The organism is Bordetella ansorpii, assembly GCF_900078705.1.
GTDB lineage: Bacteria > Pseudomonadota > Gammaproteobacteria > Burkholderiales > Burkholderiaceae_B > Bordetella > Bordetella ansorpii_A.
Genome location: NZ_FKIF01000008.1, coordinates 112,397 through 129,936 on the forward strand (window position 1 = coordinate 112,397; position 17,540 = coordinate 129,936).

General features: G+C 67.2%; 13 protein-coding genes. 8 read left to right on the plus strand and 5 right to left on the minus strand.

Going from position 1 to position 17,540, the window contains the following annotated elements; translation table 11 throughout:
• Positions 1-39 precede the first annotated feature (39 nt).
• The 4 genes from A6745_RS21150 to A6745_RS21165 all read right to left on the minus strand — a co-directional run bounded on the left by A6745_RS21150 (position 40) and on the right by A6745_RS21165 (position 8,957).
• A complete protein-coding gene (locus tag A6745_RS21150; protein WP_066131650.1) occupies positions 40-669 on the minus strand; it encodes a histone H1-like DNA-binding protein in 630 nt (209 codons plus the stop codon).
• Positions 670-981: 312 nt separating this feature from the next.
• The gene (locus tag A6745_RS21155) at positions 982-2,175 is read right to left on the minus strand and encodes a ribonucleotide-diphosphate reductase subunit beta (RefSeq protein WP_066131652.1); all 1,194 of its coding nucleotides are present in this window, start codon (positions 2,173-2,175) and stop codon (positions 982-984) included.
• Positions 2,176-2,198: 23 nt separating this feature from the next.
• Positions 2,199-5,141 (minus strand): ribonucleoside-diphosphate reductase subunit alpha, encoded by a 2,943-nt coding sequence (locus tag A6745_RS21160; RefSeq protein ID WP_066131655.1) that lies wholly within the window; start codon positions 5,139-5,141, stop codon positions 2,199-2,201.
• Positions 5,142-5,447: 306 nt separating this feature from the next.
• Entirely contained in the window at positions 5,448-8,957 is a 3,510-nt protein-coding gene (locus A6745_RS21165) for an indolepyruvate ferredoxin oxidoreductase family protein (protein WP_066131656.1), read from the minus strand.
• Between the two features lie 125 nt (positions 8,958-9,082).
• Here A6745_RS21165 and A6745_RS21170 point away from each other — a divergent pair, with 125 nt between their 5' ends.
• The 8 genes from A6745_RS21170 (at position 9,083) to A6745_RS21205 (ending at position 16,107) form a co-directional block, all read left to right on the plus strand.
• Positions 9,083-9,535, plus strand: coding sequence for an Lrp/AsnC family transcriptional regulator (locus A6745_RS21170; protein WP_066131658.1), 453 nt, complete (start codon positions 9,083-9,085; stop codon positions 9,533-9,535).
• Between the two features lie 91 nt (positions 9,536-9,626).
• Positions 9,627-10,601, plus strand: coding sequence for a Bug family tripartite tricarboxylate transporter substrate binding protein (locus A6745_RS21175; protein ID WP_082853208.1), 975 nt, complete (start codon positions 9,627-9,629; stop codon positions 10,599-10,601).
• 25 nt (positions 10,602-10,626) lie between these two features.
• A complete protein-coding gene (locus A6745_RS21180; protein WP_066131659.1) occupies positions 10,627-11,409 on the plus strand; it encodes a GntR family transcriptional regulator in 783 nt (260 codons plus the stop codon).
• A 12-nt stretch (positions 11,410-11,421) separates the two neighbouring features.
• Positions 11,422-12,729 carry a 3-isopropylmalate dehydratase large subunit gene (locus A6745_RS21185; protein WP_066131660.1) on the plus strand — a complete coding sequence of 436 codons (1,308 nt, stop codon included), beginning with the start codon at positions 11,422-11,424 and terminating at the stop codon, positions 12,727-12,729.
• 11 nt (positions 12,730-12,740) lie between these two features.
• The gene (locus A6745_RS21190) at positions 12,741-13,271 is read left to right on the plus strand and encodes a LeuD/DmdB family oxidoreductase small subunit (RefSeq protein ID WP_066132306.1); all 531 of its coding nucleotides are present in this window, start codon (positions 12,741-12,743) and stop codon (positions 13,269-13,271) included.
• Positions 13,268-14,131 carry an isocitrate lyase/PEP mutase family protein gene (locus A6745_RS21195; protein ID WP_066131662.1) on the plus strand — a complete coding sequence of 288 codons (864 nt, stop codon included), beginning with the start codon at positions 13,268-13,270 and terminating at the stop codon, positions 14,129-14,131. The genes A6745_RS21190 and A6745_RS21195 overlap by 4 nt, the downstream gene beginning before the upstream one ends.
• Positions 14,132-14,283: 152 nt before the next feature.
• Positions 14,284-14,805 carry a hypothetical protein gene (locus tag A6745_RS21200; protein WP_066131663.1) on the plus strand — a complete coding sequence of 174 codons (522 nt, stop codon included), beginning with the start codon at positions 14,284-14,286 and terminating at the stop codon, positions 14,803-14,805.
• Between the two features lie 102 nt (positions 14,806-14,907).
• Positions 14,908-16,107 carry an MFS transporter gene (locus A6745_RS21205; protein WP_066131666.1) on the plus strand — a complete coding sequence of 400 codons (1,200 nt, stop codon included), beginning with the start codon at positions 14,908-14,910 and terminating at the stop codon, positions 16,105-16,107.
• Between the two features lie 13 nt (positions 16,108-16,120).
• Here A6745_RS21205 and gltX read toward each other — a convergent pair whose 3' ends face one another.
• Entirely contained in the window at positions 16,121-17,524 is a 1,404-nt protein-coding gene (gene gltX / locus A6745_RS21210) for a glutamate--tRNA ligase (protein WP_066131667.1), read from the minus strand.
• Positions 17,525-17,540 lie beyond the last annotated feature (16 nt).

A 17,540-nucleotide genomic window follows, 5' to 3' on the forward strand; every position in this document is an offset into this window, starting at 1 on the left:
GCGGCCTTGGGGTCTTGCAGGCGCGGTGACGCAGTCCGATTAAGGACGGCCGCCGGTCGGGAAGGGCCACGACGACGCCGGGTTCAGCGCGGTCTTGACTGCGGGAGCAGCCGTGGCGGGGGCGGCAGCCGGCTTCTTGGCGGCAGTCTTCTTGGCGGCGGGCTTTTTCGCGGCAGCCTTCTTGACGGCCGGAGCCTTCTTGGCGGCAGCGGGAGCCGCCTTCTTTGCAGCCGGAGCCGCCTTCTTGGCAACGGTGGCCTTCTTGGCAGCAGGCGCCTTCTTCGCGGCAACAGCCTTCTTGGCCGGCGCCTTCTTGGCGACGACCTTCTTGGCGGCTACTTTCTTGGTTGCGACCTTCTTGACGGCGGCCTTCTTGGCGACGGTCTTCTTGGCGGCGACCTTCTTGACGGCGGCCTTCTTGGCAACGGTCTTCTTGGCGGCTACCTTCTTGACGGCGGCCTTCTTGGCAACGGTCTTCTTGGCAGCAACCTTCTTGACTGCCGGCTTCTTGACTGCAGCCTTCTTCACCGCGGGTTTCTTCGCGGCGACCTTCTTGACGGCTACTTTCTTGGCCGCGACTTTCTTGGCCGGGGTAGCCTTCTTGACTGCAGCCTTCTTGGCTGCGGGCTTCGTTGCCGCCTTCTTGGCGGCCTTCTTGGCGGTTGCCATGGTCATGCTCCTTAGGTTCAGGGGTCCCAGAACATAAGCCCGCGTATCGCCCCACCGGATGGTGGATTGCACGTCGGGCTATTCATCGGCGCATGCCGCTGTTCCGTACGGGCTACAGCGACTTCGGCTTGCGCTAATGAATTCGGCACGGCCATTTGATATGGCCCCCGCACTTTTGCGCGAGCCATTTCAAATGGCGCCGGCAGGCGGCCTTCGAGGTCGCCTACCGCTTGGTCTTGCGTCATCTGCAACTTTGCCGGGACACGGCCATGGCGTGAGGCCGAGGGCCTCGCCGCCGCGCTGCGGGAGCTGCTATTCCCAGTTCAGCGTGCCACCGGTTTGGTATTCGATCACGCGCGTTTCGAAAAAGTTGCGTTCCTTCTTGAGGTCGATCATTTCCGCCATCCACGGGAAGGGGTTTTCTTCCTGAGGATACAACGGCTCGATGCCGATCTGCTGGCAGCGCCGGTTGGCGATGAAGCGCAGATACGACTTGAACATGGGAGCATTGAGGCCCAGCACGCCGCGGGGCATGGTGTCCTCGGCGTAGGCGTACTCGAGTTCGACGGCTTCGCGGAACAGGTCGCGGATTTCCTCGCGGAATTCCGGCGTCCACAGGTGCGGGTTCTCGAGCTTGACGGTGTTGATCAGGTCGATGCCGAAATTGCAGTGCATGGACTCATCGCGCAGGATGTACATGTACTGCTCGGCGGCGCCGGTCATCTTGTTCTGCCGGCCCAGTGCCAGGATCTGCGTGAAGCCGACGTAGAAGAAGAGGCCTTCCATCAGGCACGCGAACACGATCAGCGACTTCAGCAGCGTTTGATCGGCTTCGGGCGTGCCCGTCTTGAAGTGCGGGTCGGCGATGGCTTCGATGAAGGGGATCAGGAACTCGTCCTTGGCCCGGATCGACGGCACTTCGTTGTAGGCGTTGAAGATCTCGGACTCATCGAGATCGAGGCTTTCGACGATGTACTGGTAGGCGTGCGTGTGGATCGCTTCCTCGAATGCCTGGCGCAGCAGGAACTGGCGGCATTCGGGCGCCGTGATGTGGCGGTAGGTGCCCAGCACGATATTGTTGGCGGCCAGCGAGTCGGCCGTCACGAAGAAGCCCAGGTTGCGCTTGACGATGCGGCGCTCGTCCTCGGTGAGCCCGTTCGGGTTCTTCCAGAGGGCGATGTCGCGCGACATGTTGACCTCTTGCGGCATCCAGTGGTTCGCGCACGTGGCCAGGTACTTTTCCCAGGCCCACTTGTACTTGAACGGCACCAGCTGGTTGACGTCGGTCTCGCCGTTGATGATGCGCTTGTCGGCAACCTTGACGCGCAGCGCGGAACCTTCGCCGGTCGGCGCGGCCGCGGCAGGCGTCGCCGCGGGCAGGGCCGAGTCGCCGAAGGCGCCGGTGGCGGCGCGCACCGGTTCCTCGGCCTTGCGGCCGGGAGCCGGCGAGGCCGACGGTTGCGTCGGCTGCAGCGCGGGGGTGGATTCGTCTTCCCAATTCAGCATGATTCAATCTCTCCGGTGGCGGCTTACTGGCAGGCTTCGCATTCTTCGAAGCCAGGATCGCCAGGCCTCATGGTGCAAGCCGCTCCGACGATTTCGGGCTCAGGCAGGTTGGGAGCCTGCTGAGTGCTGCTCACGCTCGCGGCAACCGCCGCGGTCGCGGTGCCGGCGCTGACGGCGTTCAACTCGCCGCCGCGGCCCGTGGATTTCTCGGCGCTGGTCGCGCCCAGGGTGCGCAGATAGTAGGTGGTCTTCAGGCCACGCAGCCATGCAAGCTTGTACGTGTCATCGAGCTTCTTGCCCGACGCGCCGGCCATGTAGATGTTCAGCGACTGGGCCTGGTCAATCCACTTCTGGCGGCGCGATGCGCATTCGACCAGCCACGACGGTTCGACTTCGAACGCCGTTGCGTAGAGCTGGCGCAGTTCTGCAGGTACGCGATCGATACGGGACAGGCTGCCGTCGAAGTACTTGAGGTCGGCGACCATGACTTCGTCCCAGAGACCGAGTTTCTTCAGATCACGAACGAGGTAATCGTTGACGACCGTGAACTCGCCGGAGAGATTCGATTTGACGTACAAGTTCTGATAGGTGGGTTCGATGCACGCAGATACGCCAATGATATTGGAAATCGTCGCGGTTGGGGCGATTGCGATGCAGTTCGAGTTGCGCATGCCATGTTCTTTGATGCGCGCGCGCAACGAGGTCCAATCGAGTTTGCTCGAGTCGTCGACCTCGACGTTGCCGCCGCGCTCTTCACGCAACATCGCCACGGAGTCTTGCGGCAAGATGCCGCGCGACCACAGCGAGCCTTCATAAGAAGGATAGCGGCCACGTTCCTGCGCCAGTTCGCTCGATGCCCAATACGCTTGGTAGCAAACGGCTTCCATCGATTCGTCGGCGAATTGAATCGCGGTTTGCGAGGCGTACGGCACGCGCATCATGTGCAGGCAATCCTGGAAGCCCATGATGCCCATGCCCACCGGACGATGGCGCTCGTTCGACTGCTTCGCCTTCGCGACGGCGTAATAGTTGATGTCGATCACGTTGTCGAGCATGCGCATGGCGATGCCGACGGTGCGCTTGAGCTTGTCGTGGTCGAGTTCGAAGCCGCCGTTGGCCGAGGGCTTCATGTGCGCGGGCAGGTTCACCGAACCCAGGTTGCACACGGCGATCTCGGCGTCGTTGGTGTTCAGCGTGATCTCGGTGCACAGGTTCGAGCTGTGGACCACGCCGACGTGCTGCTGCGGCGAGCGGATGTTGCACGGATCCTTGAACGTGATCCACGGGTGGCCGGTTTCGAACAGCATCGACAGCATCTTGCGCCACAGCGAGATGGCCGGCATCTTCTTGAACAGCTTCAGTTCGCCGCGGGCAACCTTGGCTTCATAGCCCAGGTAGGCTTCCTCGAAGGCGCGGCCGTACTTGTCGTGCAGGTCGGGGCAGTCGGAGGGCGAGAACAGCGTCCATTCGGCGTTGTCCATCACGCGCTTCATGAACAGGTCGGGAATCCAGTTCGCGGTGTTCATGTCGTGCGTGCGGCGGCGTTCGTCGCCGGTGTTCTTGCGCAGTTCCAGGAACTCTTCGATGTCCAGGTGCCACGTCTCCAGGTACGTGCACACCGCGCCCTTGCGCTTGCCGCCCTGGTTGACCGCCACGGCGGTGTCGTTGACGACCTTCAGGAACGGCACGACGCCCTGGCTTTCGCCGTTGGTGCCCTTGATGTGGCTGCGCAGCGCCCGCACCGGGGTCCAGTCGTTGCCCAGGCCGCCGGCGTACTTGGCCAGCAGCGCGTTTTCCTTGATGGCTTCGTAGATGCCTTCCAGGTCGTCGGACACGGTGGTCAGGTAGCACGACGACAGCTGCGAATGCAGGGTGCCCGAGTTGAACAGCGTGGGCGTCGAGCTCATGAAGTCGAACGAGGACAGGATCTGGTAGAACTCGATGGCGCGCGTTTCGCGGTCGGCCTCGCGCAGCGCCAGGCCCATGGCCACGCGCATGAAGAATACCTGCGGCAGTTCGATGCGGGTGCCGCGGATGTGCAGGAAGTAGCGGTCGTACAGCGTCTGCAGGCCCAGGTAGCCGAACTGCAGGTCGCGGCGCGCGTCCAGCGCGGCGCCGATGCGCGTCAGGTCGTACTCGGCCAGCTTGGGGTCCAGCAGGCCGCCTTCGATGCCGCGCTGGATGAAGGTGGGGAAGTAGTCGGCATAGCGCGACTGCATGGCGGCTTGCGAGACTTCCTCGCCCAGCACTTCCTTGCGGATCGTGTGCAGCAAGAGGCGCGAGGTGACCTGGCTGTAGGCCGGGTCCTTCTCGACCAGCGCGCGCGCCGACAGGATGGCGGACTTGTAGACCTCGTCGACGGGCACGCCGTCGTACAGGTTCTTGACCGTCTCCTTCAGGATGGTCTCGGTGTCGATGTATTGCGTCAGGCCTTCGCCCGCGGCCTCGATGGTGGCGCGCAGGGCGGCCATGTCCAGCGAACGGCGCACGCCGTTGTCGACGACCTTGATGCCCGAGTCTTCTTCAGCGACCGGCGCCGCCTTTTCCTGCTGCTCGTGCGCGCGCTCCTGCGAGCGCTTCTCGCGGTACAGCACGTACGAACGCGCCACGTCGTGCTGGCCCGAGCGCATCAGGGCCAGTTCGACCTGGTCCTGCACGTCCTCGATATGGACGGAACCGCCGTTCGGGCGGTTGCGCACCACGGCGTTGACCACCTGGGCGGTCAGTTGTTCGACCAGCTCGCGCACGCGCGCGGAAGCCGCGCCCTGTCCGCCGTTGACGGCCAGGAAAGCCTTGGTCATGGCGATGGCGATCTTGCTGGGCTCGAAGCCCACCACCGATCCATTACGGCGGATCAGGTGGTAGCTGGACCACTGGCCAGCGGCCGACGCGTCGGCTGCGGGCGATTCGGACGAAGAGGGCGGCACGGCCGAAGGCCGGGTCACAGAGGCGATCGTAGTCTGCATGGAAGCTCCTGTGCGAAAAGCGGAAATGAGAAAGGACGCGGCGAATGCCGAGTCCAAAGAAATGGGGTACGTATTTGGGGATGGTTGCTAGGCCGGAACTGCGGGTCCGGATGCGTGGCCGGTGCGTTCAGCTGATGATGCAACCACAAGATGTAGTGTACCACCCCCTACAGCGGTACTAATTCTAGTGATCCGCCTGGAGGGTAACAAGCGGGTAAGTTGGTAGCGGGGCGTCTTAGTTGTAACCAAAGAAGACGGCGCCAGAAGGCGCCGTGCGGCTTGAATGCTGCCGGGTTTTCCCTGGCATCACGCCATTTTACGCTGCTCCTCGGGCAAGGTCGGCGCCGGGCCCGACTGCCAGCGCTGTAAGCGCTGTTGCATTTGGTCGCGGTACTTCCGGACGCTGGCGGCCTTGACGTGTCCGTAGCCGCGCACCGTCTCGGCCAGGCCGGCGATGCGGACGGCCTCGGGCAGCCTGTCGGCGGTCAGGCCGGCCAGCAGGATGTCCACGGCCTTGCGGTATTCGCCGATCAGCGCGCGTTCGGTGCGGCGCTCTTCGGTACGGCCGAACGGATCCATCCAGGTGCCGCGCAGGCCCTTCAGGCGGCGCAGCACGCGCATGGCGCGTTCGGTGCCGGCGCCCAGCGCGATCTTGCGCGGAACGCCGGTGCGCGGGTCCTTGCGGGCGAACAGCGGCGGGGCCATGTGGAACTGCAGCGTGTAGTCGCCTTCGAACTGGCTTTCCAGCTGCGCGCGGAAGGCGCCATCGGTATACAGGCGCGCCACTTCGTATTCGTCCTTGTAGGCCATCAGCTTGAACAGGCTGCGCGCCACGGCCATCGCTAGGCGCGGCGTGCGGGCGGCGGGATCCAGTTCGCGCTCGCGCGCGGCCACGCGGTCGACCAGATCGCGGTACTGCCGGGCATAGGCCGCGTCCTGGTAGGCCAGCAGGTCGGCTTCACGGCGCTGCACGGCCTTCTCGAAAGTCTCAGGCACATGCAGTTGAATAACTTGCGCCTTGGGACGCAACACGTCTTCCAGCGACGCGGGTTCGTACGCCGCCAGGCGGCCGGCATCGAAGGCCGAGCGGTTGGCCTGCACGGCCACGCCGTTCAATTCGATGGCGCGGGCGATGGCGGCCAGGCCGATGGGCACGTCGCCGCGCTGCCAGGCATGGCCCAGCATGAACATATTGGACAGGATGCTGTCGCCGAACAGCGCCATCGCGGCCGCGTGGGCATCGAGGGCGGCCACGCCGGTGCCGCCCGCGGCGTGGCGGATCTTGGCCAGCAGGGCTTCCTGGTTGAGCGGGGCATCCGGGTTGCGCGTGAAGTCAGATACCGGCGCCACGTAGGTGTTCACGGTGACGCGGGTGTGGCCGTGGCGCAGCGCGCCCAGCGAGTCCGGGGCCACCGAGGCCACCGGATCGCACAGGATGGCCGCGTCGGCCTGTTGCCAGTCCAGCCGCACCGGGCCCGCCGGGGTGCCGGCGGGCGCCAGGCGGATGTGGCTGACCACCGTGCCGCCTTTCTGCGCCAGGCCGGTCAGGTCGAGCACCGCGGCCGACAGGCCCTGCAGGTGCGCCGCCATGGACACGATGGCGCCGATGGTGATGACGCCGGTGCCGCCCATGCCCGCCACCAGCAGGCGGTAGGGGCGATCGAGCTGCATCAGGTCCGGTTCGGGCAGCGCCGCGATGCGGCCCTGCAGGCGTTCCAGGTCGGCCTTGGGCGCCGCGCTCTTGCGCGGCTTGCCGCCCAGCACCGAGACGAAGCTGGGGCAGAAGCCTTCGGCGCACGAATAGTCTTTATTGCAGCTGGACTGGTCGATGGCGCGCTTGCGGCCATACGGCGTTTCCAGCGGCACGACCGACAGGCAGTTGGACTGCACGCCGCAGTCGCCGCAGCCCTCGCATACCGCGCTGTTGATCAGCATGCGGCGGGCGGGGTCGGGAAACTGATTTTTCTTCCGGCGCCGACGCTTTTCGGCGGCACACGTTTGATCGTGGATCAGGATCGTCACGCCCTGCGTTTCGCGCAGCTCGCGCTGCAGGGCATCCAGTTCGCGGCGGTGGTGCACGCCGATGCCCGCGCCCAGGTCGATGCCGCGGTACTTCTCGGGCTCGTCGGTGGTGACGACGATGCGCGCCACGTTCTCGCCGCGCAGTTGCTGGCAGATCTGCGGCACCGAGATCGGGCCGTCGACCGGCTGGCCGCCCGTCATGGCGACCGCGTCGTTGAACAATATCTTGTAGGTGATGTTGGCGCGCGCGGCCACGGCCTGGCGGATCGCCAGGTAGCCCGAATGGTAATACGTGCCTTCACCCATGTTCTGGAACACGTGCGGCATGCCGATGTAGGGCGCCAGGCCGATCCAGTCGGCGCCTTCGCCGCCCATCTGCGTCAGGCCGCCGGTGTCGCGGTCCATCCACGCGGCCATGTAGTGGCAGCCCACGCCGGACAGCGCCTGGCTGCCCTCGGGCACCTTGGTCGAGGTGCTGTGCGGGCAGCCCGAACAGAAGTAGGGGCGGCGCTTCATGCCGTCGGCCTCGTTGGACAGCGGCTGCTGGCAATCGAAGCCTTCGCGGCCGCCCACGCGCAGGCCCGTGGTGCGCAGCAGCCAGTCCGACAGCGGCGCGGCCAGCAGCGAAGGGCGCAACTGGCCCGCCGAGGTTACCAGCGGTTCGCCGTCCAGCCCGGTCTTGCCGGCCACCGAGGGGCGCTCGGCTTCGTTATAGAGGAGGTCCTTGATCTGGCTTTCGACGACCGCGCCTTTTTCCTCGATCACCAGGATATGGCGCAGGCCGCGCGCGAACTCGCGCAGCCGGCCGGCATCCATCGGCCAGGTCAGGCCGGGCTTGTAGATGCGCACCGGCGCCTGCCCGGTGACGGTGTCCACGCCCAGGCGCGCCAGTGCTTCCATGGCGTCGAGATGCGCCTTGCCCACCGTGACGATGCCCACGGTGGCCGACGGCGCCGGACAGACCAGGCGGTCGATGCTGTGGCGTTGCGCGAAGGCGCGCACGGCGCGCATGCGCAGGTTCATGCGTGTTTCCACGGCCAGCGACAGGAAGTCGCGCGCCGAGTATTCCAGCGATTCGCGCGGCAGTTCCGGGTCTTCCGGCATGTCGTAGACACGCGGCGGCTGCAGTTCGAAGGATTCGCCGCACTCGATGGTCTCGGATACGGCCTTGAAGGCGACCCACGTGCCGGCATGGCGCGACAGCGCCCAGCCCCACAGGGCGAAGGTCTCGTACTCGTCGATCGAAGCGGGGTGCACCACCGGGATCTGCCAGCCGATCAGCGAGGCTTCGCTGGCGTGCGGAATGGAAGAGGACACCGCGGTGTGGTCGTCGCCCACCACCATCAGCACCCCGCCGTGGCGCGAGGCCCCGGCCGCGTTGCCGTGGTGCAGGGCATCGCCCGCGCGATCCACGCCCGGCCCCTTGCCGTACCACATGGCGAACACGCCATCGACCTTGCGGTCCGCGCGCATGCCGGCCTGCTGCGTGCCCATCACCGTGGTCGCGGCCATGTCTTCATTGATGCCGGGCAGGAAACGCACCTGGTTCTCGTCCAGCAGCTTCTTGGCCTTCCACATGGCCATGTCCACGCCGCCCAGGGGCGAGCCGCGATAGCCGGAGACGAAACCCGCCGTGTTCAGGCCGCGTTCGCGATCCAGGCGGCGCTGGGTCAGCACCATGCGCAGCAGCGCCTGGGTGCCCGTCAGGAAGACGCGGCCGTGGGTGCGCGTCAGGTTGTCCGAGAGCTGGTATTCCAGGTCGATCGAGGGCGGGGGCAGGGGCGTGCCGTCCATGGCGTGAGTCTCCGATTGTGTGTAGCCATGATAGGTTCGCGAGGCTTGCGGTTTATTGCGTTGTGTAGCCGTGCTATCCCTATAATTCGAAATGAACATTTCGTTTTTCCGAAAAGAGGGCGGAGATGGACAAGACCGACGTGGGAATCCTGCGGGCATTGCAGGAAGATGGGCGGGCCTCGGCGCAGCAGCTGTCCGACAAGGTGGGGCTGTCGGCCGCGCCGGTGTGGCGGCGCGTGAAGGCGCTGGAGGCTGGCGGCGTCATCCGCGGCTACAGCGCGCAGGTCGACCGGCACAAGGCGGGGCTGCCGGGCTGCATGTTCGTGCAGATCAGCCTGGAACGGCACGCGGCCAGCACGGTCGAGAACTTCGAACGCTCGGTGCGCGACGCACCCGAGATCATGGAGTGCTATGCCGTTACCGGCGACTCCGATTTCCTCTTGAAGATTCTGGTGGAAAGCCCCGAGGCCTACGACCAGTTCCTGCACCGCTTCCTGTTCAACCTGCCCGGCATCCGCCAGACGCGCACCATCGTGGCGCTGCGCGAGATCAAGCACGAAGTGCGATTGCCGCTATAAGTAAGCCGGCGGGAGGGAGGCTTGCGCGCTGGCGGTCTCGCCATCCCACCTGTATACTTGTATTGTTATCAATACAACCATATAGGAGACAATGGTGTCCACACCGTTCCTGCGCACGGCAATCGGCGGCGTTCTGCTGACCGCATTCTTCACTTCCGCGGCCCCCGCCTGGGCCCAGAACAATGCTCCCATCCGCCTGGTCGTGGGCGCGCCTGCGGGCGGCACCACCGACATCGTGGCGCGCGCCATCGCGCAGCACATGGGCACCGACATGAAGCGCACCTTCGTGGTCGAGAACCGGCCGGGCGCGGGCGGCAACATCGCCGCCGACTACGTGGCCAAGAGCAAGAACGACGGCAATACGCTGCTGGTCACCTTCACCAGCTTTTCGATCAACGCCAGCCTGTACAAGAACCTGCCGTTCGACACCAAAAAGGACTTCACGCCCATCAGCATGCTGGCCTCGGTGCCCAGCCTGCTGGTCACGCGCAAGGATTTCCCGGCCAGCTCGATGCCCGAGTTCCTGAAGGTGGTGAAGGCCAGCCCCGGCAAGTACACCACCGCCATCGGCGCGCTGGGTTCGTCGCTGCACATGGCCGGCGAGCGCCTGAAGATGATGGCCGGCCTCGACATCCTGAACGTGCCGTACAAGGGCACCGCGCCCGCCATGACCGACCTGCTGGGCGGCCAGGTGGACATGATGTTCACCAGCTCGGTCACCGCCAAGCCGCACATCAGGGCCGGCACCGTCAAGGCCCTGGGCGTCACCAGCACCAAGCCGCTGGCCGAATACCCGGGCGTTGCGCCGATTGGCGATACCATCAAGGGTTTCGAATCCAACGCCTGGTTCGCCCTGTTGGGTCCGGCCAACCTGCCGCCGGAAGTGCTGAAGGCTCTGAACGCCGCGGCCCGCAAGGCCGTCGACACGCAGGCCTTCCGCACCATGCTCGAAGCGGAATCCGCCACGGCCGTCAGCAGCAGCCCCGAGGAACTGCGCGATTTCATCGCCAAGGACATCGACCGCTACGCCGAACTGGTGCAATTCACCGGCGCCAAGCCCGAATAAGCGGGCGCGCCAGGAGTCCCCATCCGTGTCCGCCAGTCCGCTTCCCCTGTATCACAAGATCTATCTGCTGCTGAAGCAGCGGCTGGCGGCGGGCGATTTCTCCGGCGACGCGCCGATGCCCGGCGAGAACGCCCTGGCCACGGAGTACGGCGTGTCGCGCCTGACCATCCGGCGCTCGCTGGAGGCGCTCGAGGCCGAGGGCCTGGTCAAGCGCCGGCAGGGCCGGGGCACCTTCGCCGCGCCCGCGCCGCAACCGTCCGGCGGACACCAATCCGACATCGATTCCCTGATGGCTCACCTGGCCGACATGGGCATGCAGACGCAGGTGCGCCTGATCGATCTTCAGGTCGAAACGGCGCAGCCCGCCGTGGCGCTGCGGCTCGAACTCGAGCCGGGCGCGCCCGTGCACCGCTCGGTGCGCGTACGCAGCCACGATGGCCTGCCGTTCTCGCACCTGACGACCTACGTGCCCGATGACATCGGACGGCGCATCCGCCGCGACGACCTGGGATCGCGCCCGATCCTGGGCATCTTCCGCGATCTGGGCGTGCAGGTCGCGCATGCCGAGCAGGCCATTTCGGCCGCGCTGGCCGAACCGCAAGAGGCCGCGCTGCTCGAGGTGCCGGTGGGGTCGGCGCTGCTGAGCCTGCGCCGCCTGGTGCGCGACGCATCGGGCCGGCCCGTCGAGCTGCTGCATGCGCTGTACCGCCCCGACCGCTACGAATACCGCATGGACATGCGGGCCCATGAAACGCCGGGCGAGCCGAACTGGCTGCCCGCGGGGGCCGGCAAGTCCGCCGCTTCATGAATGAGGTAGCCCATGAGTTCAACGAATTCCCTGAAGGGCGGGTCGCCCGGGCCGGCCCAGACCCTGGCCCAGAAACTGCTGGCCGCCGCCAGCGGCCGCCACGCGGTCCAGGTCGGCGAGATCCTGAACTGCGGGGTCGACCTGGCCATGTTCCACGACTCCAGCGGGCCGCGCCGCCTGAAGCCCATGCTCGAAGAGCTGGGCACGGGCCTGTGGGACCGCTCCAAGGTCGTGCTGGTGATGGACCATTACGTGCCCGAGTCCGATGACGAATCGCGCCGCATCGTGCGCATCGCCCGCGACTGGGCGCACGACCAGGCGTTGCCGCACGTGTACGACTCGGTCGGCATCTGCCACGTGGTGGTGCCCGAGCACGGCCACATCCGTCCAGGCATGTTCTGCGTGGGCGGCGATTCGCATTCGCCCACCGGGGGCGCGTTCGGCGCCTATATGTTCGGCGTCGGCAGCACCGAGATGCTGGGCGTGGTGGCCAGCGGCGAGATCTGGATCAAGGTGCCGCAGACGCTGATGATGCGCTGGAACGGCCGGCTGCGTCCGGGCGTCACCGCCAAGGACATGGCGCTGCACATGATCGGCCGCTTCGGCATGAGCGGCGGACGCTACCAGGCCGTGGAATTCTGCGGCGAAGCCGTGCGGGCGCTGTCCATGCAGGAGCGCATGACGCTGTCCAACATGTCCGCCGAACTGGGTTCGCAGGTGGGGCTGGTCGCGCCGGACGAACTGACCGTGCGCTATCTGCGCGAGGCCGGCGTGCCCGAGGACCGCGTTCCCGACGTCTCGGCCTGGCAATCCGACGCCGGCGCGGTGGCCGAATGGTATGACTTCGATGCCGGCACGCTGGCGCCGCAAGTCGCCGCGCCCCACAGCCCGGCCAACGCGGCCGACGTGCAGGACTATCCGGGAACGGGTATCCAGGCTGCCTACATCGGCGCCTGTACCGGCGCCAAGCTCGAAGACCTGCGCGCCGCCGACCAGGTGCTGCAGGGCCGCCGCGTGGCCGCGGGCGTCAGCCTGATGGTGGCGCCGGCCAGCCTGCAGGACCAGCAGCAAGCCGAGCGCGAGGGCGTCATGGCGCGCCTGGTGCGGGCCGGCGCGACGGTGCTGCCCACCTCGTGCGGCGCCTGCTCCGGCTACGGCGGTTCCATTCCGGAAGGCGCCAACGTCATCTCGACCACGGCACGCAACTTCAAGGGCCGCATGGGCGCGGACACCGCCCGCGTGTTCCTGGCTTCGCCGTACACCGTGGCCGCGTCGGCACTGGCCGGCCGCATCGCCGATCCCCGCGAGGTGATGGCGTGAACACCGACAACATGACCTCCCAGGTGGAAACAGGCCATCGCGCCTGGAAACTCGGCAATGACGTCGACACGGACCAGCTGGCGCCCGGCGCCTACATGAAGTTCGGCATCGACGAAATCGCCAGGCACTGCCTGCAAGGCGTGCGCCCCGAGTTCGCCGGCGGCGTGCGGCCGGGCGACGTGCTGGTGGCGGGCCCGAACTTCGGCATCGGCTCGTCGCGCGAGCAGGCGGCCGCCGCGCTGGTCGCGCTGGGCGTGCATGCCGTCATCGCGCCGGCCTACAGCGGGCTGTACTTCCGCAATGCGTTCAACGTGGGCCTGCTGCTGCTGACCTGCGCGCGCGCCACGGAAATCGAAGAGGGCGAACGCGTGCGCATCGACCTGGACGGCCCGTCGGTCGTGCGGGCCGACGGCAGCGTGCTGCCCTGCGAGCCCATTCCGGGCTTCCTGCTGGACATGGTGCAGGCCGGCGGCCTGCTCAACCAGCTCAAGCGCCGGCTCGCCTCGGGCGAACTGGCGCGCCATCCCATGAAGGCGATATGAATCCCACTACGTTGAAAGCCAAGCTGGCCGCCGGCCAGACCATCCTGGCGCCCGGCGTCTACGACGCGTTCTCGGCCCTGGTGGCCGAGCAGGCCGGGTTCGAGGCGCTGTACCTGTCGGGCGCATCCATCGCCTATACCGCGCTGGGCCGCTCCGACGTGGGCCTGACCACCTACACCGAAGTGTGCGAGACCCTGGCGCGCATCACTGAACGCGTGTCCACGCCGGTCATCGTCGACGGCGACACCGGTTTCGGCAATGCCCTGAACGTGCAGCGCACCGTGCGCGGCTTCGAGCGCGCCGGCGCCGCCATGATCCAGCTGGAAGACCAGGGCTTTCCCAAGCGCTGCGGCCACCTGTCGGGCAAGTCGGTCGTGCCGGTGCGGGAAATGTGCGGCAAGCTGCGCGCCGCGCTGGATGCGCGCACCGATCCGAATACGCTGATCCTGGCGCGCACCGATTCGCTGGCCATCGAGGGCCTGGACGCCGCGCTGGAGCGCGCCGAGCGCTACCTGGAGTGCGGCGTGGACGCACTGTTCATCGAGGCGCTGCGCACCTCCGAGCAGATGGACGCCGCCTGCGCGCGCTTCGCCTCGCGCGTGCCGCTGCTGGCCAACATGGTCGAAGGCGGCCAGACGCCCGTGGAAAGCGCCCGCGCGCTGGGCGGGCGTGGCTTTCGCCTGGTGATCTTCCCGGGCGGCACGATGCGCGCCGTGGCCCATATGCTGCAAGGCTATTACGGCAGCCTGCGCGAACACGGCACCACCTCGCCGTGGCGCGACCGCATGCTCGACTTCGACGGCCTGAACGCCGTCATCGGCACGCCCGAGCTGCTGGAACAAGGCAAACGTTACGAGTGAAGGCGGCGACTGTTGCGCAATTGCACAACTCGCATCGCGCGCGCGGCCTATCCATTGCGCTGCGCCACCACGCTACTTTAGAGTGCTTCCTTGTAAGGCCGCATCGCATCACGCGTGCGGCAAGTCATCCGGGCAGTGGTCCCGAGGAAGTCATGAGTCGTTCGTTCTTGCCTTTGGCCGGCGCGCTGTGCGCCGGGTTGGTGTTGGCCGGTTGCGCGGTCCAGAAACCCACGGCCTCCAAGCCGTCGGATGCGTCTTCGCCCGCCGTGGCCGCCGCCGCCGAACCGTTACGCTGCACTCCCGTGCGCAGCGACGACCCGATGGTCGGCACCTGGTATTCGGTATCCCGCCCGCGCGGTTTCGCGGGCGATCTCCAGGCCCTCACGGTGCTGTCGCCCGATGGCCGCATGACCTACGAAACCCAGATGAAAGTGGGCCGCAAGACCCGTCCCGCGCTGCGCGAATCCGGCTGCTGGACGGTGGCCGACGGCGTCTACACCATGCGCACCACCGAATCCAACGGCGACGCCGTGGACGTGGCCGATCCCATCTACACCAACAGCTACCGCGTCGAGAAAGTCGACCGCAGCCAGTTGAAGCTGCGCGAGATCCGCGGCAACGGCCAGGTGCTGGTCGCCAGGCGCATGTCGCCGGGCTACCGCCTGCCCAATTGACACGCTCGATGCTCCGCACGCTCGCGGCGCATGCCCGTCTGCTGCTGCGCACGCGCCTGAGGTAAGGTAGCGGACTTCCGCCCACTTACCGCCCGCGCTCCCATGTCCACGCCGTCTTCGGAAACCCGCGCCATCCTGTTGCTGGCCCTGGCGGCGTTCGTCAGCGCCTGCGCGTTCCGCATCTGCGATCCCATGCTGCCGCTGCTGGCGACCGAGTTCGGCACCACCACCGGCCAGGCGGCGCATGCCGTCACCGCCTTCGCGGTGGCCTATGGCGTGCTGCAGATGTTCTTCGGTCCGGTCGGCGACCGCTACGGCAAGTACCGCGTGGTCTGCGTGGCCACCTTCCTGTGCGCGCTGGGCAGCGCGGGCGCTGTGCTGGCGGAGTCGCTGGACCTGCTGGTGGTCTGCCGCGCGCTGTCCGGCGCGGCGGGCGCGGGCATCGTGCCGCTGTCGATGGCCTGGATCGGCGACAACGTTCCCTATGAACGCCGGCAGGCCACGCTGGCACGTTTCCTCACGGGCACCATCCTGGGCATGGCGTGCGGCCAGTTGGCCGGCGGCCTGTTCGCGGAAACCCTGGGCTGGCGCTGGGCGTTCGGTTCGCTGGTGCTCGGCTATCTGGCGGTGGGCATGCTGCTGGTGCGCGAGCTGCGTCGCCAGCGCGAGCAGGGCGTCTTCCCGCCTGCGCAGGCCACGGCCGCGGGCGGCGGCTTCGTGGCCCAGGCGCGGCGGGTGCTCGGCGTGCCGTGGGCGCGCGTGGTGCTGTTCACCGTCTTCATCGAAGGGGTGCTGGTGTTCGGCGCCCTGGCGTTCGCTCCGGCCTATCTGCACGAGAAGTTCGGCCTGTCCCTGACCAGCGCTGGCGCGGTGGTGGCCGTATATGCGCTGGGCGGGCTGCTTTATACGGTGGTGGCGCAGAGGGTGCTCAAGCGCCTGGGCGAACGCGGCCTGGCCCTGGCCGGCGGCCTGGTGCTGTGCCTGGCCTTCCTGTTCTATCTGCTGGGGCCGTCGTGGCACTGGGCCATCGCGGCCAGCGTGTTCGCGGGCTTCGGCTACTACCTGCTGCACGCCACGCTGCAGACCAACGCCACGCAGATGGTGCCCGCCGCGCGCGGCACGGCGGTGGCATGGTTCGCGTCGTGCCTGTTCATGGGCCAGGCGGCGGGCGTGGCGCTGGCGGGGCCGGTGGTGGATGCCAGCGGCCCGGGCGTGCTGTTCGGCATCGCGGCAGGGTTGCTGCCGGTGCTGGGGTGTTTCTTCGCGGGGCAGTTGAAGGGGCGGGCAAGCCGCCCCGCTTGATGCGCCAGGCGGATTACACCGCCGCCAGGCGCTGCAACACCAGTTCCTTGCCCAGCAGCGCCAGCACGGCATCCACGGCCGGCGTCTGCGCCCGGCCGGTGATGGCCACGCGCAGCGGGATGGCCAGTTGCGGCATCTTCATGCCGCGCTCGGCCAGCACCGCCTTGATCAGCGCCGCGATGGCTTCGCGGGTCCAGTCGGTGTCCTGTGCGCGGGCGGCGAAGTCGGCCAGCGCCTCGCGGGCGGCCGGGGTCAGGTGCTGTTCGGCCAGTTCGGCGGGGGCGGGCGCGTAGGGGGCGCAGAACAGCATGGCGCTTTCGGCCAGTTGTTCCAGCGTCTCGGCGCGGTCCTTCAGCAGGCCGATGGCGCTGGCCAGGTCGACCGCATGCGGGTTGCCGCCGCGGCGGGCGATGCGCGGCGCCACGCGTTCGGCCAGCTCGGCATCGGCCATTTCGCGGATGTAGTGCGCGTTCACCCAGTTCAGCTTCTTGGGATCCCATTGCGAGGCCGACTTCGACAGGTGCTCGGTGTCGAACCATTCCACCAGTTGTTCGCGGGTGAACAGCTCGTCGTCGCCGTGGCTCCAGCCCAGGCGGGCCAGGTAGTTGACCATGGCCTCGGGCAGGTAGCCCTCGTTGTCGTACTCCATGACGTTGACCGCGCCGTGGCGCTTGGACAGCTTCTGGCCGTCCGGGCCGAGGATCATGGGCACGTGGCCGTATTGCGGCAGCGTGGCGCCCAGCGCCAGCAGGATGTTGATCTGGCGCGGCGTGTTGTTGACGTGGTCATCGCCGCGCAGCACGTGGGTGATGCCCATTTCCCAGTCGTCGACCACCACGCAGAAGTTGTAGGTGGGCGTGCCGTCGGGTCGCGCGATGATCAGGTCGTCCAGTTCGGTGTTGTCGAAGCTGATCGGGCCCTTGACCATGTCGTTCCAGCTGGTGGCGCCTTCCTGCGGATTGCGGAAGCGCACCACGGGCTTGCGGCCTTCGGGGATGGGCGGCAGCGTCTTGCCGGGCTCGGGACGCCAGGTGCCGTCGTAGCGGGGCTTGTCGCCACGGGCGCGGGCGGCTTCGCGCATCGCCTCGACCTCTTCGGGCGAGCTGTAGCAATGGTAGGCGGTGCCTTTTTCCAGCATGCCGGCCAGGACCGCGCGATAGCGGTCCATGCGCTGCATCTGATAGAAAGGGCCTTCGTCGGGCTGCATGCCCAGCCAGTCCATGCTGTCCAGGATGGCCTGGGTGGCCTCCTCGCTGGAGCGTTCGACGTCGGTGTCCTCGACGCGCAGGACGAACACGCCCTGGTGGCGGCGCGCATAGGCCCAGGAGAACAGGGCGGTGCGGGCGCCGCCCAGGTGCAGGAAGCCGGTGGGAGAAGGCGCGAAGCGGGTGCGGACGATGGGCGTTTGAGCAGTCATGGATGGCTTGCGCGGA